Source organism: Pseudonocardia nematodicida, from assembly GCF_040105385.1.
Classification (GTDB): Bacteria; Actinomycetota; Actinomycetes; order Mycobacteriales; family Pseudonocardiaceae; genus Pseudonocardia; species Pseudonocardia nematodicida.
The window spans coordinates 195,803-216,952 of record NZ_JBEDNQ010000005.1 but is presented as its reverse complement, the minus strand read 5'-3'; the positions used below and the strand labels follow the sequence as shown (position 1 = coordinate 216,952).

Sequence of the window (21,150 nt, the reverse complement as noted above, 5' to 3'; positions counted from 1 at the left end):
GACTCTGCCCCACTCCAGCGCGGTCCGCGACGCCGCCAGCGCCCCCGGCGACGACACCGCAGGCCGCCCCGAGCTGCGCAACGTCGCGATCGTCGCGCACGTCGACCACGGCAAGACCACCCTGGTCGACGCGATGCTCCGCCAGTCCGGTGCCTTCGGCGAGCGCGCCGAGCCGGTCGACCGGGTCATGGACTCCGGCGACCTGGAGCGGGAGAAGGGCATCACCATCCTCGCCAAGCACACCGCGGTGAGCTGGCAGGGCTACACGATCAACGTCGTCGACACCCCCGGCCACGCCGACTTCGGTGGCGAGGTCGAGCGCGGGCTGTCCATGGTGGACGGCGTCGTGCTGCTCGTGGACGCCTCCGAGGGGCCGCTGCCGCAGACCCGCTTCGTGCTGCGCAAGACCCTCGCCGCCGGGCTGCCGGTGATGCTGGTGGTCAACAAGACCGACCGCGGCGACGCCCGGATCGCCGAGGTCGTCGACGAGTCCCTCGAGCTGCTGCTCGAGCTGGCCGACGAGCTGGAGCTCGACGAGTCCGCCACCGCGCACCTGCTCGACCTGCCGGTCGTCTACGCCTCCGGCCGGGCCGGCAAGGCCTCCCGGATGCGCCCCGCGGACGGCGAGCTGCCCGACTCCTCCGACCTCACCCCGCTGTTCGAGACGATGCTCGACGTCGTCCCGTCGCCGTCGGACGACCCGGCCGCGCCGCTGCAGATGCACGTCACCAACCTCGACGCGTCCAGCTTCCTCGGCCGGATCGCGCTCTGCCGGATCCGCGGCGGCGTGCTGCGCCGCGGCCAGCAGGTCGCCTGGTGCCGGGAGGACGGCAGCACCCCGCGCGTCAAGATCACCGAGCTGATGATGACCGAGGCGCTCACCCGCGTCCCGGCCGACGAGGCCCGCGCCGGTGACCTCGTCGCCGTCGCCGGGATCGCCGACGTCACCATCGGCGACACCCTCGCCGACCCGGAGAACCCGCATCCGCTGCCGCGGATCCACGTCGACGAGCCCGCCATCTCGATGACGATCGGCACCAACACCTCCCCGCTGGCCGGGCGCGACCCGCACCCCGGCAAGAAGCTGACCGCCCGGCTGGTGAAGAACCGGCTCGACGCGGAGCTGATCGGCAACGTGTCGATCCGCGTGCTGCCGACCGAGCGCCCCGACGCCTGGGAGGTCCAGGGCCGCGGCGAGCTCGCGCTGGCCGTCCTGGTCGAGACCATGCGCCGGGAGGGCTTCGAGCTCACCGTCGGCAAGCCGCAGGTCGTCACGAGGACCATCGACGGGAAGCTGCACGAGCCCTTCGAGCAGCTCTCGGTCGACGTCCCCGAGGACGCCCTCGGTGCCGTCACCCAGCTGCTCGCCGCCCGCAAGGGCGAGATGGGCGACATGGTGCACGGCGACGGCCGGGTCCGGATGGAGTTCCGGGTCCCCTCGCGCGGCCTGATCGGCTTCCGCACCGAGTTCCTGACGATCACCCGCGGCGCCGGCATCGCCAGCCACGTCTTCGACGGCTACGGCCCCTGGGTCGGCGAGATCCGCACCCGCAACAAGGGCTCGCTGATCTCCGACCGGTCCGGCCCGGTCACCCCGTACGCGATCGACCAGCTGGCCGACCGGGGCACGCTGTTCGTCGGCCCGACCACGCTGGTCTACGGCGGCATGGTCGTCGGCGAGTACACCCGCAACGAGGACCTCGAGGTCAACATCACGCGGGAGAAGAAGCTCACCAACATCCGCTCCTCGACGAGCGACGTGCTGGTCAAGCTCGTCCCGCCGACGCTGCTGAGCCTGGAGCAGTCGCTGGAGTTCTGCGCGCCCGACGAGTGCGTCGAGGTGACCCCGGAGAACGTGCGGATCCGCAAGATCGAGCTGGACCCGAACCTGCGGGCCCGCGCCCGGTCCCGGGCCAAGGCCGCCGCCAACGCCCAGTGATCACCGCCGGCCGGGTGGCGGGCGCGGGCCCCGTGACCCGGCCGGGGAGAATGGTCGGCGTGACCGCTCGTCGACCGTTCCGGGCGCTGCCCGCGCTGCTGTTGGCCGGCCTGCTGGCGCTGACCGCCTGCAGCGCGGAGCCGCAACCCGCCCCCGCGCCGGAGGAGCCGGTTCCCACCGAGGCCGTCGGCGCGCCGACCCGGGTAACCGTGGGCGTCGACGGGCTCGGGCCGGGCTTCAACCCGCACCTGCGCTCGGACCAGTCGACGACCACCACCGCGCTCGCGGCGATCACCCTGCCGTCGGTGTTCCGGCCGGACGAGCAGGGGAACCTGCGGATCGACCCGACGGTCGCGACGAGCGCCGAGGTCACCTCGCAGGACCCGTTCACGGTCAGCTACGAGCTCAACGTCGAGGCCGGGTGGTCGTCCGGCGCGCCGATCGCGGCCGAGGACTTCGTCTACCTCTGGCAGCAGATGTCGAGCCAGCCGAACACGGTGGGCGCCGCGGGCTACCGGGAGATCACCGACGTCCGCTCGCGGGCCGCCGGCAAGGCCGTGGACGTCGAGTTCGACCAGCCCTACCCGCACTGGCAGGAGCTGTTCGCGAACCTGCTGCCGGCGCACCTGCTCAAGGACGCCCCGGGCGGCTGGACGGCGCCGTTCCAGAACGGGCTGCCCGCATCCGGCGGCCCGTTCCGGCTGATGCAGGTCGACCGGCTGCGCGGCGAGGTGCTGCTGGCCCGCAACGACCCGTACTGGGACGTCCCGGCCGTCGCCGACGAGATCGTGCTGCGGGCGATCCCGCCGAACACCCTGCCGACCGCGCTGTCCAGCCAGGACATCGACATGGCGCTGCCCGACGCCGCGCCCGACGTGACCGCGGCGCTCGACGTCCTGGCCCGCTCGCCCGAGCCGCCGACCGTGCAGCGCGCGCCCCGCCCGCTGGTGCAGCAGCTGGAGTTCCGCTCCGAGGACGGCCCGCTCGCCGACCCGCGGGTGCGCGAGGGGATCGCGGCGCTGCTCGACCGCAACGCGATCCGCGAGCGGGTCAGCCCGGACGCGACGCCGGTCGACGCGTTCGGCGCGGCCCCGTCCGACCCCGGCTACACCGCGACGGCCCCGGACGGTGCGCCCGCGCGGCAGGACCCGGTCGAGGCGGCGGCCGCGCTGACCGAGGCCGGTTACGTCCGGGACGCAGACGGGCGCTGGGCGCTCGGCGGGCGCCCGCTGAGCCTGGTGATCGGTGCCGGGGCGAGCCGCACCCAGGACGTCGAGATCGCCCGCGTCGTGGCCGAGCAGCTGGAGGCGGGCGGGGTCGGCGCGACCGTCGTCGCACCGCCCGCGCCGGACCTGCTGACCAGCGACACCGTCGCGCCCGTCACGCCGTCGCCGACCACTACGCCGGCGCCCGGGGCGGGACCCGCACCCGGTGGGGAGACGCCGTCGCAGGCCCCCGCGTCGCCGACGGCGTCCCCGAGCCCGGAAGCCGGCGGTGGGTCGGCGGTGGCGGTGGACGTCGTCGTGGTGCCGCGCCCGGCGTACGGGGCGATCGGGCCCCGGCTGAACTCCGACTACGGCTGCCCGCCCGACGGGGTCGGCGACGACCTGCCGGGCACCTCCTGCTTCCCGGCGCTGCAGCCGCTGCTCGACGAGCTGCTCACCGGCCCGGAGGACCCCGCCGTGATCGGCGAGGCCGAGCGGGTGCTGTGGCGCCAGCTGCCGGCGCTGCCGCTCTACCAGGCCCAGGGCCTGGTCGTCAGCAACCGGCAGACCGACGAGTCCACCCGGGTGACGCCCGGCCCGATCGCCACCGGGCCGCTGAGCAGCGCGAAGGACTGGGGCGAGCCGGAGGGCTCGGCGGAGGAGCGGTCCGGCGACGACGAGGACCCGGCGAACTAGTACCGACGACGACGGCCGTGCCCGGGTTCCGGGCACGGCCGCCGAGGGCAGGATCAGCCGGGGAGCAGGTTCTCCGCGTGCGCGTGGTGGCAGGCGCTCTGGTGTGCCCCACCGCCGGACCGGACCTTGAGCTCCGGCTCGTCGGTCGAGCAGATCTCGGTGGCCTTCCAGCAGCGCGTCCGGAACCGGCACCCGCTCGGCGGGTCGACCGGGCTCGGCACGTCACCGACGAGCCGGATCCGGGAGCGTCCCTCCCGGACCGACGGGTCGGGCACCGGGACCGCCGAGAGCAGCGCCTGGGTGTAGGGGTGCGCGGCCCGGGTGTAGATCTCGTCCTCGGTGCCGAGCTCCACCATCTTGCCCAGGTACATCACGCCGACCCGGTCGGAGAGGTGGCGCACCACCGACAGGTCGTGCGCGATGAAGACGTAGGACAGCCCGAACTCGCGCTGCAGGTTGCCCAGCAGGTTCATCACCTGGGCCTGGATGGACACGTCGAGCGCGGACACCGGCTCGTCGCAGATGATGATCTCCGGGCGGAGCGCGAGCGCCCGGGCGATCCCGATCCGCTGGCGCTGGCCGCCGGAGAACTGGTGCGGGTAGCGGTTGACGAAGTCGGGGTTGAGCCCGACGACGTCGAGCAGCTCCTGGACCTTGCGCTGCCGGTCGCCCTTCGGCGCGACCTCCGGGTGGATCTCGAACGGTTCGCCGATGATGTCGCCGACCGTCATCCGGGGGTTGAGCGAGGTGTAGGGGTCCTGCAGCACGATCTGCATCTGCCGGCGCAGCGCCTTGAGCTCCGCGCCGCGCTTGCCGAAGATGTCCTCGCCACGGAACCGCACCGCGCCCGCGGTCGGCGGCTCCAGCCGCATCAGCACCTGGGCCAGGGTCGACTTCCCGCAGCCGGACTCGCCGACGATGCCCAGCGTCTCGCCCTTGTTCAGGGTGAACGACACCCCGTCGACGGCCTTGACGTGCCCGACGGTCCGCTTGACCACCGCGCCGGCCTTGACCGGGAAGTGCTTGACGACCCCGTCGACCTCGAGGATCGGTTCGGTCGTGCTGTTCTGGGTCATCGTGCGGCCATCTCCTCCGCGAACAGGCACGCCGAGGCGCGCCCACCGGGCAGTGCCGTCAGCGGCGGGTCGATCTCCGTGCAGCGGTCCGCGGCGCGCGGGCAGCGCGGGTGGAACGGGCAGCCCGACGGGATGCGGGTCAGGGTCGGCGGCAGGCCGGTGATGGCCTGCAGCTCGGTGCCCTTGCTGTCCAGCCGCGGGATCGAGGCCAGCAGCGCCTCGGTGTAGGGGTGGCAGGGCTTGGCGTAGAGCTGGTGCACGTCGGCCTGCTCCACGATCCGCCCCGCGTACATCACTGCGATCCGGTCCGCGACCTCGGCGACCACGCCCAGGTCGTGGGTGATCAGGATCAGGCCCATCTCCCGCTCGCGCTGGATGTCGGCCAGCAGGTCCATGATCTGGGCCTGCACGGTGACGTCGAGTGCGGTGGTGGGCTCGTCGGCGATCAGCACGTCCGGGTCCAGCGCCAGCGACATCGCGATCATGACGCGCTGCCGCATGCCGCCGGAGAACTCGTGCGGGAAGTTCGTGACCCGCTGCTTCGCCCCGGGGATGCCGACCATGTCGAGCAGCTCCACCGCCCGGTTGCGGGCGTCGCGCTTGCTCATCCCACGCCGGGTGCGCAGCTGCTCGCCGATCTGGAACCCGACGGTGAACACCGGGTTCAGCGCCGACAGCGCGTCCTGGAAGATCATCGCGACGTTCTCGCCGCGCAGCTCCCGGCGCCGCTCCTCGGTGGCGGTGAGCAGCTCCTCGCCCCGGTAACGGATCGCGCCGCCGGTGATCTTCGCCGGGGGCATCGGCAGGATGCCCATCACGGTGTTCGCGGTGACCGACTTGCCGGAGCCGGACTCGCCCAGCACGGCGAGGGTCTCCCCGGCCCGGACGTGGTAGTCGACCCCGTTGAGTACGGTGGCCACCCCGTCGCGGGTGTGGAACTCCACGTGCAGGTCGGAGACCTCGAGCAGTGGCGGTGCCGCGCCGTTGTCCTGCGGTGCGCCGTGCGGCGCGGCCGCCGTCGTCTCGCTCATCAGCGCCCCTTCGGGTCGAACGCGTCGCGCACGGCGTCACCGAGCAGCACGAAGGCGAGCACGGTGACGACCAGAAACGCGCCGGGGAACAGCAGCAGGTGCGGCGCGGTACGCAGGTAGCTCTGCGCCTCGCTGATCATCACGCCCCAGGACACGACGGGGTCGCGCAAGCCGACGCCCAGGAAGGACAGTGTGGCCTCGGCCCCGATGAAGGCACCGAGGGCGATCGTGGCGTAGACCATCACCGGGGCGATCGTGTTCGGCAGCATGTGCCGGGTGATGATCCGCCACGGGCCGGCCCCGAGGGCGCGGGCCGCCTTCACGTAGTCCTGGCTCCGCGCGGCGATCGCGGCCGACCGCATGATGCGCATGGTGATCGGCCAGGACAGCAGGCCGATGGTGCCGATGACCAGACCGCTGATCCCGATCACGCTGTTGCCGACCGACTGGCGGAAGGTCGAGAGCACGACGATGGCGCCGAGGATGAACGGCACCCCGAAGAACACGTCGGCGATGCGGGCCAGCAGCGAGTCCACCCAGCCGCCGACGAAGCCGGCGATCAGGCCCATGACCGCGCCGGCCAGGACGACCAGCGTCGTCGCCAGCACGCCGACGATGATCGAGACCCGGGTGCCGTAGATCGTGCGGGCGTAGACGTCACGGCCCAGGTGGTCGTAGCCGAACCATGCCTCGGCCGACGGGTCCTGCCGGGCCCGGGACAGGTCGCCCACGGTGGGGTCGACCGAGGTGAACAGCTGTGGGAACGCGGCGAGGACCAGCAGGGCGCCGATCAGCGTCGCGGCGACCAGGAACAGCGGTCGGCGCCGCAGGTCGTACCACGCGTCGGCGCCGAGGCTGCGGGCTCTGGTCACGGCCGCCTGGGCAGCCTCCGGGGTGCCGACCGGCTTGTCCGAGGTGGCAGTGGTGGGGTCAGTCAAGGCGGATCCTCGGATCGAGCAGCGCGTAGGTGATGTCCACGAGGAGGTTCGCGAGGAGGTAGATCATCACCAGCAGGACGACGACCCCGGTGACGACGACCCCGTCGAGTCGCTGGATCGACTGGAAGATGAGACCGCCGATCCCGTTGATGTTGAAGATGCCCTCGGTGATGATGGCACCGGCCATAAGCTGGCCGAAGTCGGCGCCCAGGAACGTGATGACCGGGATCGCCGAGTTGCGCGTGAGGTGCACCCCGACGACGCGTTGCCGGGTCAGCCCCTTCGCGGTCGCGGTCCGCACGTAGTCCGCCCGCGCGTTCTCCGCGATGGAGGTCCTGGTCAGCCGGGCCACGTAGGCCAGTGAGAGGCTGCCGAGCACGTAACCGGGGACGATCAGATCCAGTATCCCCGGGTTCGCCGGAACGGTCGGCGGGATCAGGCCGAGCCGCAGCCCGAGAACCGTCTGCAGCACGTACCCGGTGACGAACACCGGGACGGCGACGAGGAACAGCGTGGCGGTCAGCACGAGGTTGTCGAGGAAACCGCCGGGGCGCAGACCCGTGAGCACACCCGCGGTCAGGCCGATGGCCGCCTGGATGATCAACGCGACCAGCGCGAGCTTGATCGTGACCGGGTAGGCGTTCGCGATCAGCGTCCCGACTTCCTGGCCTCGGAAGTTCGTTCCGAAGTCGCCCTGCAGCAGGCCGCCGAGGTAGGAGAAGTACTGGACCAGGATCGGCTGGTCGAGCCCGAACTCCTCGCGCATCCGCTCGATGAACGCCGGGGGGCAGGCCTGGTCGCCGCACTTGCCGGCCAGCGGGTCGCCGGGAAGGGCCCAGACCATGAAGTAGATGAGGAACGTGGTGCCGAGGAACACCGGCACCAGTTGCAGGAGTCGTCGCGAGACATAGCGCCCCACGGGTCACCTCCAGGATCGGGGCGGGTCCGGCAGGTCGCGCCGGACACGTGCGCCGGCGGCCGGGTGGTGACCCGGCCGCCGGCGGTGGTGGGACGGACGGATCAGCCCTGGACGTTCACCGTCATCAGGTTCAGCTCGCGGTCGTAGGTCAGCTCGGCGTCGGTCAGCCGCTCGGACCAGCCGAACTGGGCGGACTGGTCGTTGATCGGCACGGCCGGCATGTCCTGCACCAGGATCCGCTCGGCCTCGGCCCAGGTCGCCTGCGCCTCCTCGAGGGAGGCGGCGTTACCACCCTGCTCGACCAGCGCGTCGAACTCCGGGTTGGTGTACTGGCCGTCGTTGTTCTCGGCGCCGGTGACGTACTGCGGGCTGAGGACATAGTCCATGGTCGGCTGCGCGGCGATCCAGCCGGACCGGTAGATGCCGCTCAGCTGCTGGGACTGGCGCTGGTCCAGGAACTCGGCGAACGTCGGCACCGGCACGAAGTTGCACTCGACCTCGAGGGTGTTGGTGATGCTGATGCAGGCGGCCTGCATCCACTCCCGGTTGATGGCCGAGTCCACGTTCGAGATCAGCTCGATGTTGCCCTCGAAGCCGGAGGCGTCGAACTGCTGCTTCGCGCGATCGGGCTGGAAGGTGCACAGCTCGCCGCACTGGTCGTCGACGTGGCCGGGCACGCCGGCCGGGATGAACCCGGTCGCCGGCTCGACGAGTCCGTTGTAGACGTTGTTGATGATCGCGTCGCGGTCCACCGCCATCGAGATGGCCTGGCGCAGCTGCGGGTCGGCGTAGCGCTCGTCGTACACGGGGAACGCCATCGTGTTGATGCCCGCGTAGGGCTCGTTGCCGTTCCGGTCCGGCAGGTCCTGCTGGTACAGGTTGTCGATCAGCGCCGAACCCGGGACGGACTCGAGGAAGTCGAGGTTGCCGGCGACGACGTCCTGGTAGGCGGCCTCGCTGTCGGCGTAGAAGCGGAACTCCACACCGCCGACGTTGGCCGGAGCGGGGCCGCCGTACTCGTCGTACCGGGTGACGGTCACGTTCTGGTCCGGGACCCGGGACTCGAAGCGGAACGCCCCGTTGCCGATCGGGTTCTCCTCGAACGCGGTCGGGTCGGCGAAGAACGACTCCGGCATCGGGAAGAACGCGATGTCGCCGAGCTGGGTCTCGAAGATCGGCGACGGCGAGGTGAGCGCGACGGTGAAGGTGCGGTCGTCGACGATCTGCAGGCCCGACATGGTCTCGGCGGTCGGCTCGCCCTCGGCCGGGGCGACGTCGGCATAGCCGGCGATGTCCGAGAAGAACGCTGTGCTCGACTGCCCGTTGGCCGCGGAGGCCACGTAGTTCCAGGCGTCGACGAAGCTCTGCGAGGTGACCGGCGTGCCGTCGTGGAACGTCCACCCTTCGGCGACGGTGATGGTGTAGTTCTGCGAGTCGTCGGACTCGATGGACTCGGCGACGAGGTTCTGGGGGTTGCCCTCGCGGTCGTACTCGACCAGACCCGACCAGAGCGAGTCGATGATCTTGCTGCCCCCGGTCTCGCGGGTGTTGCCCGGCAGCAGCGGGTTCTGAGGCTCGGTGCCGAAGACCGAGATCGTGGGGGCGTCGGCCTGGGCGTCGCCGCCCGCCGTGTCGCCGCCACCGCCACAGGCGCTGAGGACCAGCGCGGAGGACAGGGAGAGCGCGAGGAGGGCCGCTACTCGACGTGATCGCATCGGGATCCAGTTTCTGTGGTGGGGCCGCGCTGGGGGGTGGGAGCGGCCGGAACGAGCGATGGTGAACGCACACTAACCGGGACGAACTCCCGAGTAGGTTACAAATCAATTGCACCCGGACGGAACGATGCGGTACCCCAAGTTTCGGTTAAGAAATCGGCCGGGCGAAGAGTTCGTCGCTCTCCGTGACGGGTCCGGGCGGTCGGGCGGCACGCGGCCGGTGGGACACTGGTGGGCGTGTCGCTGGTGCTGGGGATCGAGACGTCGTGCGACGAGACCGGGGCCGGTCTCGTCCGGGACGGTGTACTGCTCGGTGAGGGGCTGGCGTCGTCGGCCGACGAGCACGCCCGGTTCGGTGGCGTCGTGCCGGAGGTCGCCGCGCGGGCGCACGTGAGCGCGATCGCGCCGATGGTGCGCGCCGCGGTCGACGCCGCCGGGGTCTCGCTGTCCGATGTGGATGCCGTCGCGGTGACCGCAGGCCCCGGGCTCTCCCCGGCGCTGCACGTCGGGGTGGCGGCCGCCAAGGCCTACGCGACGGCGCTGGACGTCCCGCTCTACGGCGTGCACCACCTGGCCGGGCACGCGGCCGTCGACGTGCTGGAGCACGGGCCGCTCCCGCCACGCTGCGTCGCGCTGATCGTCTCCGGCGGGCACACCTCGCTGCTCGCGCTCGGCGACCTCGCCCGCGACCCGGTGGAGCACCTCGGGGACACCGTCGACGACGCGGCGGGGGAGGCCTTCGACAAGGTCGCCCGCCTGCTCGGCCTGCCCTATCCCGGCGGGCCCTCGGTGTCCCGCGCCGCGGTGGACGGCGATCCCGCGGCGATCGCGTTCCCGCGCCCGATGACCGGCCCGCGCGACGCCGTGTTCGGGTTCTCCTTCTCCGGGCTCAAGACCGCGGTGGCCCGGCACGTCGAGGCGGCCCAGGACGCGGGCCGGGTGGTACCGGTCGCGGACGTGGCGGCGTCGTTCCAGATGGCGGTGGTGGACGTGCTGGTGCGCAAGGCGCTCCGGGCCTGCGCCGAGCGCGGGGCCGACACCCTGCTGATGGTCGGCGGGGTCGCGGCGAACCGGGTGCTGCGGGCGGAGATGGAACGGGCCTGCGCCGCCGCCGGGATCACCCTGCGGGTCCCGGCGCCGCGGCTGTGCACCGACAACGGGGCGATGATCGCCGCGCTCGGCGACCTGCTCGTGCGGGCCGGGAACACCCCCGAGGGGCTGGCGACGACGGCGGTGCCGACCGTCGCGCTGACCGGCGCCTCGGTCCCGGTGCCCGCCGCGGACGGGGAGGCGGCGCTCTACCCGCTGCCCACCTCCGTATCGGCCACGCCGATCAGCGCCTCGTAGGCTCATCGGGTGTCTCCCGCCCGCCGCCTGCTCCTCGTCCACGCGCACCCCGACGACGAGACCCTCACGACCGGCGGCACGATCGCCCGCTACACCGCCGATCCGGACTGCCAGGTCACCGTGGTGACCTGCACCCTCGGCGAGGAGGGCGAGGTGATCCCGCCGGAGCTGGCCGAGCTCGCCCCGGACCGGGGCGACCAGCTCGGCGGCTATCGGATCCGTGAGCTGGACGCCGCGCTCGACGCCCTCGGCGGCCCGGCGCACCGCTGGCTGGGCGGCGCCGGTCGCTGGCGGGACACCGGCATGGCGCTCGCCGGGCACGGCACCCGCGCGACGCTGCCGGAGCACGTGCACCCGCGGGCGTTCGCGGCGCCCGGGCCGTTCGGGTCGCAGCTGGCGCAGCTGCTGGAGATCGTCGACGAGCTGCGGCCGCAGGTGCTCGTGTCCTACGCCGCCGACGGCACCTACGGCCACCCCGACCACGTCCGCGCGCACGAGCTGACCGCCGCCGCGGCGGCCGCCCGGCCCGACGTCGTCGCGAAGCTGTACTACGCCGTGCGCTCCACCGAGCTGCTGGACAAGGGCCTGGCCGAGCTGCGCGCGGCCTCCGGTGGGGCCGACGGCACCGGCCTGCGCTGGCCCGAGCCCGACGAGCACCCCGGGCACGACGCGGCGGCCGTCACGACCAGGATCGACGTCGGGGAGCACGACGACGGCCGGATCGCGGCGATGCGGGCGCACGCCACCCAGATCGACGTGCGGACCGGGGCGGACTGGACGGCGTTCGCGATGAGCAACGGCATCGTGCAGCCGCTGCTCGGCGTCGAGGAGTTCGTGCTGGCCGGCGCCGACCCCGGCTGCGCCGAGACCGACCTGTTCGAGGGGGTGGACCCGTGAGAACCGTGGGACCCGTGCGTCCCGGCGTGCAGCGCGTCGCGTTCGCGACGCTGCTGCTGGCGATCTCGGTGCTGCTCGTCGCGTTCGAGCTGATGTTCCAGATGCTCTACATCGGACCGGTGCCGATCCCGCTGGGCACCGTGATCGTGATCGTCTCGCTGCCCTGGCTGGCGCGCTGCACCGTCGCGGAGGTCTCGGCGACGACGGCCGGGGCGGCCGCCCCCGTCGTGGTCTGGTTCGCCCTCGTGCTGGTCCTCGGTGTGCTCGGTCCCGGCGGCGACGTGCTGCTGCCGGGCAACTGGCAGTCGCTGCTGCTGCTGGCGGCGGGCGCCGCGGCCGGGCTGATCTCGTTCCGGCGCGAGCTCGACCGCATGGTCTCCGGGCCCCGGCCGTGAACCCGCCGATCTCCGACGACGCGCTCGTCGCCGTGCTGCGCCCGTTCGTGCGGGCCACCCGGCCGGTGCTCGACGGCCTGCGCGAGTCCGACCCGTTCGGGCTGCGGTCGCGCGTCCTGCCGTCCGGATCCGGTTCGGGCGCCGCTCCGGGTTCCGCGGAACGCTCGCGGGTGGACCGGGTGCTCGACGCGCTCGCCTCGGTGCGGGTGCCGGGCACGTCGGCGTGGGCCGCGATGGACACCGAGGCCCGCGACCACTGGTGGGTCTACCGGGTCGGCCGGTTCACCACGCTGATCGCCGCCATCCCCGGTCTCGGCGGGGCCCTGGCCCGCACACTGCCGGTCTCGGACGCCGTCGGCGCGGCCGGCGAGGGACTGCTGCTGGTCGCGATCGCCGGCGAGCACGGGGTGCGCGACGAGGACCGGCTCGTCGAGCTGCTCGCCTCGGTGCTGTTCCGCCGCGAGCTCGCGCTCGGCGACCGGGCGCTGTCCGCCGACGAGGACGCCGCCGCCGACGCCCGCGCCGCGGAGCTCACCGGCGACCTGGCCGGGACCGGGAAGCGGGTCACGCTGCAGCGGGTCGCGACGGCCGTCTGGCGGCTCGGTCGCGCGCTGCTGTCGGTCGAGGACGAGCTCGACAAGCGGCCGCACGGGCGCTTCCACCACCAGATGATCGGGATGCTGCCGGTGGTCGGGGTCGTCGGGAAGTACCTCGGCGAGTGGTCCGGTCTCAAGCGCGCCGCCAAGCTGGGTCGGCGCTGGCTGGACCGGCACGGGCCGGCTCAGGGCGGCGTCGGCACCAGGTAGTGGTAGCGGTGGTGCACCCGCCAGCCCTCCCGCTCGTAGAGGGCCAGCGCCGCGGTGTTGTCACCCGCGACGTCGAGCATCGCGTGCCGCGCCCCGTGCGCCGCGCCCCAGGTCAGCGCCTGCTCGGTGAGGCGGGCGCCCAGCCCCCGGCGGCGGTGCTCGGCGCGGACGTGCAGCCGCGCGAGGTAGACGTGGTCGTCGACGACGGCCGCACGCACCGCCGCGGCGGGTGCGCCGTCCGGACCGTCGAGCACGCCGAAGCCGACGGTCACGGCGTCCTCCCGCGGCCCGGCGGCCGACGGACGGTCCCTCTCCCCGCCGCCTTTGCTCTGCTCACCCGGGGGCGCCACCCCTGCCCCTTTGCTCTGCTCACCTCCGCGCGCCCCCGGGGCCCCCGCGGTCAGGACCGACCAGGCCGGTGACTCCGCAGCGGGCGCCGTGACGCCGTGCACCGCCCACCAGCCGTCGCCCGGCGCCGCCGGCCAGTCCGGCGCGCCGTCGGCGGAACCGGTCGGCGCCACCAGCACCAGGCACTGCCCACCCCAGGCGGGCAGGACGTGCCAGCCCGCCTCGAGGATCCGGTTCGACCAGGGTGAACCGACCGGTGCCTGCACCACCGGGTCGATCCCCTGCTCGGCGGAGAACTCGCGCAGCCGGTCCAGGGCCCGCACCAGCGGAACCCCCGGGTCGCCGAGCACGAGCGCGGAGTTCGCCCGGTTCGTGAAACCGCCGGCCGCCCGCAGCCGCCACTCGCCCACGTCCTCGCGGACCGGGGACGGCCAGGCGGCGGCCCGCAGCCGCTCGATCCGGTTCACCGCCGCCCACGACGCCCTGCGGGGCGGGGCCGGCGGCACCTCGCGGACCGCGACGACGGCGTCCCGGAGCACCCGGACCGGTCCACCCCGGGTGTGCACGACGACCGCGTCCCGCCCGTCCGCGGCGAGCTCGCCGACCGCGTCGGTGAACCGCGGCCCGTCCGAGCCGTCACTGGCGATACGGTGTCGCAGGGCCACCCTGCGTCCCGTCAGTTCCTCCAGCATGGCGCCGACCACCTCGCCCCTGCCCTCCCCGGTGTCGCGGGTTAACCTGCCCGGGTCCCAGTTTGACCGGGTACCCCGCCACCACACGATCCCCGGGTGCCCGCGCCCCGAGTGGAGGACCACCGAAGTGACCTACGTGATCGCCGAGCCCTGCGTCGACCTGCTCGACAAGGCGTGCATCGAGGAGTGCCCGGTGGACTGCATCTACGAGGGTGGCCGGATGCTCTACATCCACCCCGACGAGTGCGTCGACTGCGGTGCGTGTGAGCCGGTCTGCCCGGTCGAGGCGATCTACTACGAGGACGACGTCCCGGAGCAGTGGGCCGCCTACACCAAGGCCAACGTCGACTTCTTCGACGAGCTGGGCTCGCCCGGCGGCGCGTCCAAGGTCGGCAAGATCGACCGTGACGTCGAGCCGGCGAAGAGCCTGCCCCCGCAGGAACACGACGAGTGAGCGGGCACGACCTTCCCGACTTCCCCTGGGACTCGCTGGTCCCGGCCCGTGAGCGGGCGGCCGCGCACCCGGACGGCATCGTCGACCTCTCGGTCGGCACCCCGGTGGACCCGGTCCCCGCGGTGATCCGGGACGCGCTGGCCGGCCCGGCCGCGGCCGAGCCCGGCTACCCGACCACGCACGGCCCGGCGCCGCTGCGCGAGGCGATCGCGGCCGCACTGCAGCGGCGCTTCGGCGTGCCCGGTGTCGACCCGGCGGCGGTGCTGCCGACCATCGGCTCGAAGGAGCTGGTGGCCTGGCTGCCGACGCTGCTCGGGCTGGGGTCCGGCGACACCGTGGTGATCCCCGAGCTCGCCTACCCGACCTACGAGGTCGGTGCCCGGCTGGCCGGTGCCGACCACGTGCGGTCCGACGGCCTGACCGCCGCCGGCCCGGCCCGCGTCAAGCTGGTCTGGCTGAACTCGCCGTCGAACCCGACCGGCCGGGTCCTCCCGGTCGAGCACCTGCGCAAGGTCGTGGCCTGGGCGCGCGAGCGCGGCGCGGTCGTCGCCTCCGACGAGTGCTACCTCGGCCTGCCCGGCGACGCCGACCCGGCCCCGCGCTCGGTGCTGCACCCCGAGGTGTCCGACGGCGACCACACCGGCCTGATCGCCGTGCACTCGCTGTCCAAGACGTCGAACCTCGCCGGGTACCGGGCCGGCTTCCTGACCGGTGACCCGGCACTGGTCGCGGACCTGCTGGAGGTCCGCAAGCACGCCGGGATGATCGTGCCGCGTCCGGTGCAGGCCGCGGTCGCCGCCGCGGTCGCCGACGACGCGCACACCGCCGAGCAGGCCGCCCGTTACGACGCCCGGCGCACCCGCCTGCGGGCCGGGGTCGAGAAGGCCGGGCTCCAGGTGGAGCACTCGCAGGCCGGGCTCTACCTGTGGGCGACCGCGGGCGAGCCCTGCCGGGCGACCGTGGACCGGCTCGCCGGGCTCGGGGTCCTCGTCGCCCCCGGCGAGTTCTACGGCCCGGCCGGCGCGCGGCACGTACGGATCGCGCTGACCGCGCCCGACGAGCGTATCGACGCCGCCGTCGAGCGGCTGGCCGGTAGCTGACCAGCCCACACCACACCCGTCCGCACACCGGCGAGGGAGCCGCGATGGTCCAGGCGCGCCCGCGCTCCGGAGCCGGGGCGGTCCGGCCGGTGGTCGTGCTGCTCGGTGTGCTCGCGCTGGCGCTGAACCTGCGCGCGGCACTGACCGGCTACCCGCCGCTGCTGGAGACGGCCCGGGCCGATCTCGGCATCGGTTCCGGCGCCGCGGGGCTGGTCCAGGCCGGCGCGGTGCTGATGATGTCGGCCGGATCGTTCGCCGCCGCGGCGCTGGCCCGGGCCGGGCGGGAACGGATGCTGGGGGTCGCCGTCGCCGCGATCGCGGCCGGCAGCCTGCTGAGGGGCGTCGCCGCGCTGCCGGCGCTGATCGCGGGCAGCGCCCTGGTCGGGCTCGGCATCGGTGTCGCGGGGGTGCTGCTCACCGGCGTCGTCAAGGAGCACCTGTCCGACCGTGTCGGCGCGGTGACCGGCGCCTACGTCGTGTCCATGATGGTCGGCGCGACGGTCGCGTCCGCGGCTGCCGTGCCGCTCGCCGTCGTCCTGGGTGGGTGGCCGGGCTCGCTCGCCATCTGGACGGTCCCGGCGGTGCTCGCCCTCGCGGTGTGGATCCCGGTCGCGGCGCGGATCGCTCGGGCCCGGACCGCGGCCGCTGCCACGACGGAGGCGCCGCCCGTCCCGGACCGCGAGCCGCGCGTGTGGCAGGACCCGTTCGCGCGCCGCGTGGCCTGTTACATGGCGGGTTCGTCGACGATCTTCTACGGCTGGGTGACCTGGCTCTCGCCGCTCTACGAGTCCCTCGGCTGGAGCCCCGCACGGGCCGGGTTGTTGCTGGCGGTGTGGACGGTCGCGCAGATCCCGGCCGCTCTGCTGATGCCGGCGGCGGCCGAGCGCCGCGGCCGGTGGCGGTTCTGGGCGTCGGTGAGCGTGCTCACCAGTCTCGCCGGCACGGTCGGGGCGTGGTTGCTCCCCGCCGCCGGGACGCCGCTTCCGGTGCTGTGGGCGGTGTTGATCGGCATCGGGGTCGGGGCCGGGTTCCCGCTCGGGCTCACCGTGATCGCGTGGCGGACCCCGACCCCGGCCCGCAGCGCGGCGGTCAGCGGCCTCGCTCTCGGTGTCGGCTATCTGGCCGCCGCGCTCGGCCCGGTCCTCATGGGCGTACTGGTCGACGTCGGCGGGTTCGGGCTGGCGCCCGTCCTCCTGGTCGTCGCGGCCGGGCTGCAGGCGGTCGCCGTCGCACGGATCGGTGACCGTGCGCCCGGGGCCCGGCGCGAAGCCTGACGGCCCGGGTCAGAGCTTCTCGGCGCGTCCGAGGAGGACCAGCCACGCGTCCCACCACTGAGCCCGCAGGGCCTCGGCCCGCGCGCGTTCCCGCTCGACGAGCCGGCCGCCCACGAACACCTCGTGCGCGTCGGGGTGGTCGCCGAGCCCGTCGAGCAGGCTGCGGATGCGGTGCTCGGCCACGCAGGCGTCCTGGTGGTCGCCGAGGACCTCCTGCAGCCCCTCGGCGGCCTTCAGCATCGTCCGGACCCGCGTCGCGTCCTTCGTCCGGCGGCCCTTGCGGTCGCGCATCGCCGGTGCCACGAGCTCGCCGGTGTAGCGCAGCCGCTTGGTGCGGATCCGCAGGTCGTGCAGCGTCATGTCCGGCGGGTTCGCACCGGCCCGGCGCACGTCCCGGGTCAGCCTGCGGGTCTCGGTCCGGACCAGCTCGATCAGCTCCGGCCGGACCACGCCGGCGGGCGGCTCGGGCAGCGGCGCGGACACGGCCTCGACCAGACGGCGGCGCAGCGCGGCGTGCCGGTCGGAGTCGAGCTCGTCGAGCATCGCCGCGCGGGCCGCGATCCGGTCCGCCTCCAGCACCGCGACGAGGCGTTCGCCAGCCGCCTGCTCGGCGGTCGGCAGCGTCGCGACCTCGTCCCGCAGTCGTTCGATCATCACGTCGAGGTCGCGGACCGGGCCCAGCGCCCGGCCGAGCCGGCCCAGGTCCGCCCGGAGCCCGTCGGCCCAGGACCGGTCGAGCAGCGGACGGGCCGACTTCAGCGCGGCCCGCATCCGGCGGACCGCGACCCGCATCCGGTGCAGGTTGTCGATGTCGCGCCCGTCCCGTACCCCGGGCTCGTGGTGCAGCATCGCGCGGAGCCGCTTGTCCAGCAGCGCACGTACGTGCGCGACGGCCGGGTCGCCAGGTCCGGCCCGGAACGGCTCGGCCAGGTCGGCAGCGCCGTAGAGGTTCGAGGGCGGCAGCGGAGCCCCGTCCATGCTCACGTCGTGCTCAGGGGCTCAGTTGGCGTGCAGCGCGGCGTTGAGCTCGATGCCGTCGCCGGTGCGGGGCAGTGCCTCGACCGCGCCGGTGACCGAGTTGCGCCGCAGCAGCAGCCCGTCCTGCCCGGACAGGGTGCGGGCGGCGGTCGTCGTCCCGTCCGGGAGCGTCACCTTGGTGCCGCCGGTGACGTAGAGCCCGGCCTCGACGACGCAGTCGTCGCCCAGCGAGATGCCCAGGCCCGCGTTGGCCCCGAGCAGGCAGCGGCGGCCGATCGAGATGACCTCCTTGCCGCCTCCGGACAGCGTGCCCATCACCGATGCGGACCCGCCGAGGTCGGATCCGTCGCCGACGACGACGCCGGCCGAGATCCGGCCCTCGACCATCGAGGTGCCGAGCGTGCCGGCGTTGAAGTTGACGAAGCCCTCGTGCATCACGGTCGTGCCCTCGGCGAGGTGCGCGCCGAGCCGGACGCGGTCGGCATCGCCGATCCGGACGCCGGCCGGGACCACGTAGTCGACCATCCGCGGGAACTTGTCGACGTGGGTGACGGTGACCGGTCCGCGGGAGCGGAGCCGGGCGCGGGTGAGCTCGAAACCGGGGACCGGGCAGGGACCGTGGTTGGTCCACACGACGTTGGCGAGCAGCCCGAACTGGCCTTCCAGGCTGACCTCGTGCGGCCGGACCAGGCGGTGGCTGAGCAGGTGCAGGCGCAGGTAGACGTCGGCGGCGTCGACCGGGGCGTCGGCCAGCGAGCCGATCTCGGTGCGCACGATCTCGGTCCGGACCCCGCGCAGCTCGTCGGTGCCGATCAGGGCGGCCAGATCGTCGGCGGGATCGGTCGTCCCCGTCCCGGCGAGTGCCGGGGCGGGGTACCAGACGTCGAGCACGGTGCCGTCGGTGGTCACCGTGGCCAGGCCGGTGCCGGAAGCGCCTTCGGGGCGGTACTCGGTACTCACGGGACCCGAACCTACAGTCCCGCCGACGGTCCCGGCGCAGCGCCGTGGGCTTGTCGCACAGGGGCGACGGCCGCCACCTGGGCGCTCGCGAGCCGCGCCGCGGCCGTCAGGTAGCGATGGACCCGCGAGGGCGTGAACGGCGGCGGAACCGGGTCCGGGATCGTGCCGCAGTGATCGCAGCGCGAGGTCAGCTGGATCCATCGTTCGACGGTCGGTGGCGGCTCCACCGACCAGAGCTGTTGCACTCGGACCTCCCACACGCTGCGCCGGCGCATCGCGTCGCGCAGGGCCCGGTCCCGGTGGAACGTCTCGGGTGGCCGGGCCAGCCCGTAGCGGTCGGCCCACCACTCGCCCGGGCCGGGGTCGATGATCGTGTCGAGGTGCGACGGGTACCGCCGCCCCGCGCCGTCGCGCAGGTCGTCGGTCGGGGGGTCGGCCATCGGCGTCACGAGTTCGTTGTCCGCCGTCACCGTTACGAGGCGCAGACCTGCGACGGCCAGGATCGCCCCCAGGGTCTCCAGGCTCGGCGCCAGTGTGCGGCTCTCGATACGTCCGATCGTGGAACGCGCCAGGCCGGTGAGCTCGGCCAGCTGCCGCTGCGAGAGATCCGCCCGTCGCCGGACCGCCCGGACCAGGCCCGCGACATCCGGTACGGCCGGTGTGTCGACGGCGGGGAACGGGTCCTCGAGGAACGCGGTGTCATCGGTGCTCATGCTCCGAGCGTGTGGCCACTCCGCCCGGCCGGAGCGACGATTTCCGGTGCTGTGGACACCTCGGGCGGGATGGGGACAGACGCCGGCCACCTCGCCCCTGACCGGGTGTTCCTGTCGGCGCGACGTGGTAACGGCGGGTCGTCTCGATGATCATCTTGTGCCCGGCGACCGTTGTCTCCGGGGTGGTGGCGACGCCGCTTTGCTCTGCACACCGTGGCGCGCGGCTCCCGGTAAGCCACGACCCGGCGGGCCCCGCCGCCGTCGGGCGATCCGCAGCTTCGTCTACTCGGCATCGGGGGCGGCAACGCAGCGACCCCGGGGCGGACGACATGCGTGGTCGACGAGCGGTAGGTCGACGGACCCGTTGTCCGCGAACCGGATCCGGCGGCCGTTCCCGAGGTGGTGCGCCCCGGTGTGCAGAGCAAAGCGAGGCCCAGCCACCTCGCTCGCTCGATCGCGAGATGAGCGGCCGGCGACGACAGTACTCGCCGGTGACCGGGTCCAGAGCCGATGTCGGGACGGGGCCAGGACGGAGGGCGGCCGGTCGGTAGCGTCGCCGAGGTGACGTCGACTGCTCCCGATCTTGACTTGATGACCGACCCGGTGACGCTGACCGCCGCGATGGTCGACGTCGCCAGCGTCTCCTGGGCCGAGAAGGAGCTCGCCGACGCTCTGGAACGGGCGTTGCGCGCCCAGGCCCCGCACCTGGAGGTCCTGCGCTCGGGCGACGCTGTGCTGGCCCGCACCCGGCTCGGACGGCCGCACCGGGTCCTGCTGGCCGGGCATCTCGACACCGTGCCGATCGCCGACAACGTGCCCTCCCGCCGGGCGGACGGGATCGTGCACGGCTGCGGGACCTCGGACATGAAGTCCGGCGACGCCGTGTTCGCCCACCTCGCCGCCGCGTTGCCGCAGCCGCGGCACGACGTCACGTTCGTGTTCTACGACCGCGAGGAGATCGAGGCCGAGCACAACGGGCTCGGGCGGATCGAGCGCGAGCACCCCGACTGGCTCGCCGCCGACCTGGCGATCCTCGGTGAACCCACCGACGGCGCGCTGGAGGCGGGGTGCCAGGGCACGCTGCGCCTCGAGCTGCGCACCGCGGGGCGCCGGGCCCACTCCGCGCGGTCCTGGCTCGGGGACAACGCGATCCACCGGGCCGGGGAGATCCTCGCCCGGCTGAACGCCTACACCCCGCGCGACGTCGACATCGACGGGTGCGTCTACCGCGAGGGGCTGCAGGCGGTGCGGATCGGCGGCGGGGTCGCGGGCAACGTCGTCCCGGACGAGTGCGTGGTCACGGTCAACTTCCGGTTCGCGCCGGACCGTTCCGCCGAACAGGCCGTCGCCCACGTCCGGGAGGTGTTCGGCGACGTCGACGGGATCGACGCCGTCGTCACCGACCTGTCGCCGGGTGCGCTGCCGGGCCTGTCCGCCCCGGCAGCGGCCGAGTTCGTCGCGGCGACGGGCGCCGCACCGCGGGCCAAGTACGGCTGGACCGACGTGTCCCGGTTCGCGGCGCTCGGGATCCCCGCGGTGAACTACGGGCCCGGCGACCCCGACCTGGCCCACACCCGGGAGGAGCACGTGTCGGAGGCGGCGATCGTCGCGTGCACCGAGGTGCTCCGCCGCTACCTCGCTCCCTGAGGCCGGTTCGCCGGCCCCGG

Annotated in this window: 19 protein-coding genes; 10 read left to right on the top strand and 9 right to left on the bottom strand. The window is 73.7% G+C overall.

Going from position 1 to position 21,150, the window contains the following annotated elements:
• The first annotated feature begins 4 nt into the window (after nucleotides 1-4).
• Both typA and WIS52_RS13970 read left to right on the top strand, forming a co-directional pair.
• On the top strand, nucleotides 5-1,939 hold the full coding sequence (gene typA / locus WIS52_RS13975; RefSeq protein ID WP_379610841.1) for a translational GTPase TypA: 1,935 nt from the start codon (nucleotides 5-7) through the stop codon (nucleotides 1,937-1,939).
• A 50-nt stretch (nucleotides 1,940-1,989) separates the two neighbouring features.
• Nucleotides 1,990-3,840 (top strand): ABC transporter family substrate-binding protein, encoded by a 1,851-nt coding sequence (locus tag WIS52_RS13970; RefSeq protein ID WP_379610746.1) that lies wholly within the window; start codon nucleotides 1,990-1,992, stop codon nucleotides 3,838-3,840.
• Nucleotides 3,841-3,893: 53 nt separating this feature from the next.
• Here WIS52_RS13970 and WIS52_RS13965 read toward each other — a convergent pair whose 3' ends face one another.
• The 5 genes from WIS52_RS13965 to WIS52_RS13945 form a co-directional block, all read right to left on the bottom strand.
• Nucleotides 3,894-4,916: an ABC transporter ATP-binding protein gene (locus WIS52_RS13965; RefSeq protein WP_349298652.1), complete on the bottom strand. Its 1,023-nt coding sequence runs from the start codon at nucleotides 4,914-4,916 to the stop codon at nucleotides 3,894-3,896.
• Nucleotides 4,913-5,947: an ABC transporter ATP-binding protein gene (locus tag WIS52_RS13960; RefSeq protein WP_349298651.1), complete on the bottom strand. Its 1,035-nt coding sequence runs from the start codon at nucleotides 5,945-5,947 to the stop codon at nucleotides 4,913-4,915. Before WIS52_RS13960 ends, WIS52_RS13965 begins: the two co-directional genes overlap by 4 nt.
• A complete protein-coding gene (locus WIS52_RS13955; RefSeq protein ID WP_349298650.1) occupies nucleotides 5,947-6,885 on the bottom strand; it encodes an ABC transporter permease in 939 nt (312 codons plus the stop codon). Before WIS52_RS13955 ends, WIS52_RS13960 begins: the two co-directional genes overlap by 1 nt.
• Nucleotides 6,878-7,804 carry an ABC transporter permease gene (locus WIS52_RS13950; protein ID WP_349298649.1) on the bottom strand — a complete coding sequence of 309 codons (927 nt, stop codon included), beginning with the start codon at nucleotides 7,802-7,804 and terminating at the stop codon, nucleotides 6,878-6,880. Before WIS52_RS13950 ends, WIS52_RS13955 begins: the two co-directional genes overlap by 8 nt.
• Before the next feature lie 101 nt (nucleotides 7,805-7,905).
• Entirely contained in the window at nucleotides 7,906-9,519 is a 1,614-nt protein-coding gene (locus WIS52_RS13945; RefSeq protein ID WP_349298648.1) for a peptide ABC transporter substrate-binding protein, read from the bottom strand.
• Nucleotides 9,520-9,756: 237 nt separating this feature from the next.
• Between WIS52_RS13945 and tsaD the strand changes: the two genes are divergently transcribed.
• The 4 genes from tsaD to WIS52_RS13925 are packed head-to-tail and all read left to right on the top strand — an operon-like array spanning nucleotide 9,757 to nucleotide 12,964.
• Nucleotides 9,757-10,866 (top strand): tRNA (adenosine(37)-N6)-threonylcarbamoyltransferase complex transferase subunit TsaD, encoded by a 1,110-nt coding sequence (tsaD, locus tag WIS52_RS13940; protein ID WP_349298647.1) that lies wholly within the window; start codon nucleotides 9,757-9,759, stop codon nucleotides 10,864-10,866.
• A 9-nt stretch (nucleotides 10,867-10,875) separates the two neighbouring features.
• Nucleotides 10,876-11,763: an N-acetyl-1-D-myo-inositol-2-amino-2-deoxy-alpha-D-glucopyranoside deacetylase gene (gene mshB / locus WIS52_RS13935; RefSeq protein WP_349298646.1), complete on the top strand. Its 888-nt coding sequence runs from the start codon at nucleotides 10,876-10,878 to the stop codon at nucleotides 11,761-11,763.
• A gap of 14 nt (nucleotides 11,764-11,777) precedes the next feature.
• Complete coding sequence (locus WIS52_RS13930; protein ID WP_349298645.1) at nucleotides 11,778-12,158, top strand: hypothetical protein; 381 nt, start codon at nucleotides 11,778-11,780, stop codon at nucleotides 12,156-12,158.
• On the top strand, nucleotides 12,155-12,964 hold the full coding sequence (locus tag WIS52_RS13925; RefSeq protein ID WP_349298644.1) for a hypothetical protein: 810 nt from the start codon (nucleotides 12,155-12,157) through the stop codon (nucleotides 12,962-12,964). The genes WIS52_RS13930 and WIS52_RS13925 overlap by 4 nt, the downstream gene beginning before the upstream one ends.
• Here WIS52_RS13925 and WIS52_RS13920 read toward each other — a convergent pair.
• Nucleotides 12,940-14,004 carry a GNAT family N-acetyltransferase gene (locus tag WIS52_RS13920; protein WP_349298643.1) on the bottom strand — a complete coding sequence of 355 codons (1,065 nt, stop codon included), beginning with the start codon at nucleotides 14,002-14,004 and terminating at the stop codon, nucleotides 12,940-12,942. The two genes, WIS52_RS13925 and WIS52_RS13920, sit on opposite strands and share 25 nt — an antisense overlap.
• A gap of 127 nt (nucleotides 14,005-14,131) precedes the next feature.
• Here WIS52_RS13920 and fdxA point away from each other — a divergent pair, with 127 nt between their 5' ends.
• From fdxA to WIS52_RS13905, 3 genes are read left to right on the top strand one after another with little or no spacing between them, the layout of a single operon-like run.
• Nucleotides 14,132-14,458 carry a ferredoxin gene (gene fdxA / locus WIS52_RS13915; RefSeq protein ID WP_349298642.1) on the top strand — a complete coding sequence of 109 codons (327 nt, stop codon included), beginning with the start codon at nucleotides 14,132-14,134 and terminating at the stop codon, nucleotides 14,456-14,458.
• Nucleotides 14,455-15,558 (top strand): succinyldiaminopimelate transaminase, encoded by a 1,104-nt coding sequence (gene dapC, locus WIS52_RS13910; RefSeq protein WP_349298641.1) that lies wholly within the window; start codon nucleotides 14,455-14,457, stop codon nucleotides 15,556-15,558. Before fdxA ends, dapC begins: the two co-directional genes overlap by 4 nt.
• A gap of 44 nt (nucleotides 15,559-15,602) precedes the next feature.
• Nucleotides 15,603-16,832 carry an MFS transporter gene (locus tag WIS52_RS13905; RefSeq protein WP_349298640.1) on the top strand — a complete coding sequence of 410 codons (1,230 nt, stop codon included), beginning with the start codon at nucleotides 15,603-15,605 and terminating at the stop codon, nucleotides 16,830-16,832.
• A gap of 9 nt (nucleotides 16,833-16,841) precedes the next feature.
• Here the strand turns inward: WIS52_RS13905 and WIS52_RS13900 are convergent, their stop codons facing one another.
• From WIS52_RS13900 to WIS52_RS13890, 3 genes are read right to left on the bottom strand one after another with little or no spacing between them, the layout of a single operon-like run.
• Nucleotides 16,842-17,810 (bottom strand): CHAD domain-containing protein, encoded by a 969-nt coding sequence (locus WIS52_RS13900; RefSeq protein WP_349298639.1) that lies wholly within the window; start codon nucleotides 17,808-17,810, stop codon nucleotides 16,842-16,844.
• A gap of 21 nt (nucleotides 17,811-17,831) precedes the next feature.
• Nucleotides 17,832-18,770, bottom strand: a complete 939-nt coding sequence (gene dapD, locus WIS52_RS13895) for a 2,3,4,5-tetrahydropyridine-2,6-dicarboxylate N-succinyltransferase (protein WP_349298638.1) — start codon at nucleotides 18,768-18,770, stop codon at nucleotides 17,832-17,834.
• A gap of 11 nt (nucleotides 18,771-18,781) precedes the next feature.
• Entirely contained in the window at nucleotides 18,782-19,483 is a 702-nt protein-coding gene (locus tag WIS52_RS13890) for a helix-turn-helix transcriptional regulator (protein WP_349298637.1), read from the bottom strand.
• Nucleotides 19,484-20,074: 591 nt separating this feature from the next.
• Here WIS52_RS13890 and dapE point away from each other — a divergent pair.
• Nucleotides 20,075-21,130 carry a succinyl-diaminopimelate desuccinylase gene (dapE, locus tag WIS52_RS13885; RefSeq protein WP_349298636.1) on the top strand — a complete coding sequence of 352 codons (1,056 nt, stop codon included), beginning with the start codon at nucleotides 20,075-20,077 and terminating at the stop codon, nucleotides 21,128-21,130.
• Nucleotides 21,131-21,150 lie beyond the last annotated feature (20 nt).

Excerpts from the sequence above, each read along its gene's own strand:
- WIS52_RS13890 (WP_349298637.1), bottom strand. The coding sequence starts at position 19,483 with ATGAGCACCGATGACACCGCGTTCCTCGAGGACCCGTTCCCCGCCGTC.
- WIS52_RS13905 (WP_349298640.1), top strand. The coding sequence starts at position 15,603 with ATGGTCCAGGCGCGCCCGCGCTCCGGAGCCGGGGCGGTCCGGCCGGTG.
- WIS52_RS13945 (WP_349298648.1), bottom strand. The coding sequence starts at position 9,519 with ATGCGATCACGTCGAGTAGCGGCCCTCCTCGCGCTCTCCCTGTCCTCC.
- WIS52_RS13960 (WP_349298651.1), bottom strand. The coding sequence starts at position 5,947 with ATGAGCGAGACGACGGCGGCCGCGCCGCACGGCGCACCGCAGGACAAC.
- WIS52_RS13900 (WP_349298639.1), bottom strand. The coding sequence starts at position 17,810 with ATGGACGGGGCTCCGCTGCCGCCCTCGAACCTCTACGGCGCTGCCGAC.
- dapE (WP_349298636.1), top strand. The coding sequence starts at position 20,075 with ATGACCGACCCGGTGACGCTGACCGCCGCGATGGTCGACGTCGCCAGC.
- WIS52_RS13970 (WP_379610746.1), top strand. The coding sequence starts at position 1,990 with ATGGTCGGCGTGACCGCTCGTCGACCGTTCCGGGCGCTGCCCGCGCTG.
- WIS52_RS13920 (WP_349298643.1), bottom strand. The coding sequence starts at position 14,004 with ATGCTGGAGGAACTGACGGGACGCAGGGTGGCCCTGCGACACCGTATC.
- WIS52_RS13965 (WP_349298652.1), bottom strand. The coding sequence starts at position 4,916 with ATGACCCAGAACAGCACGACCGAACCGATCCTCGAGGTCGACGGGGTC.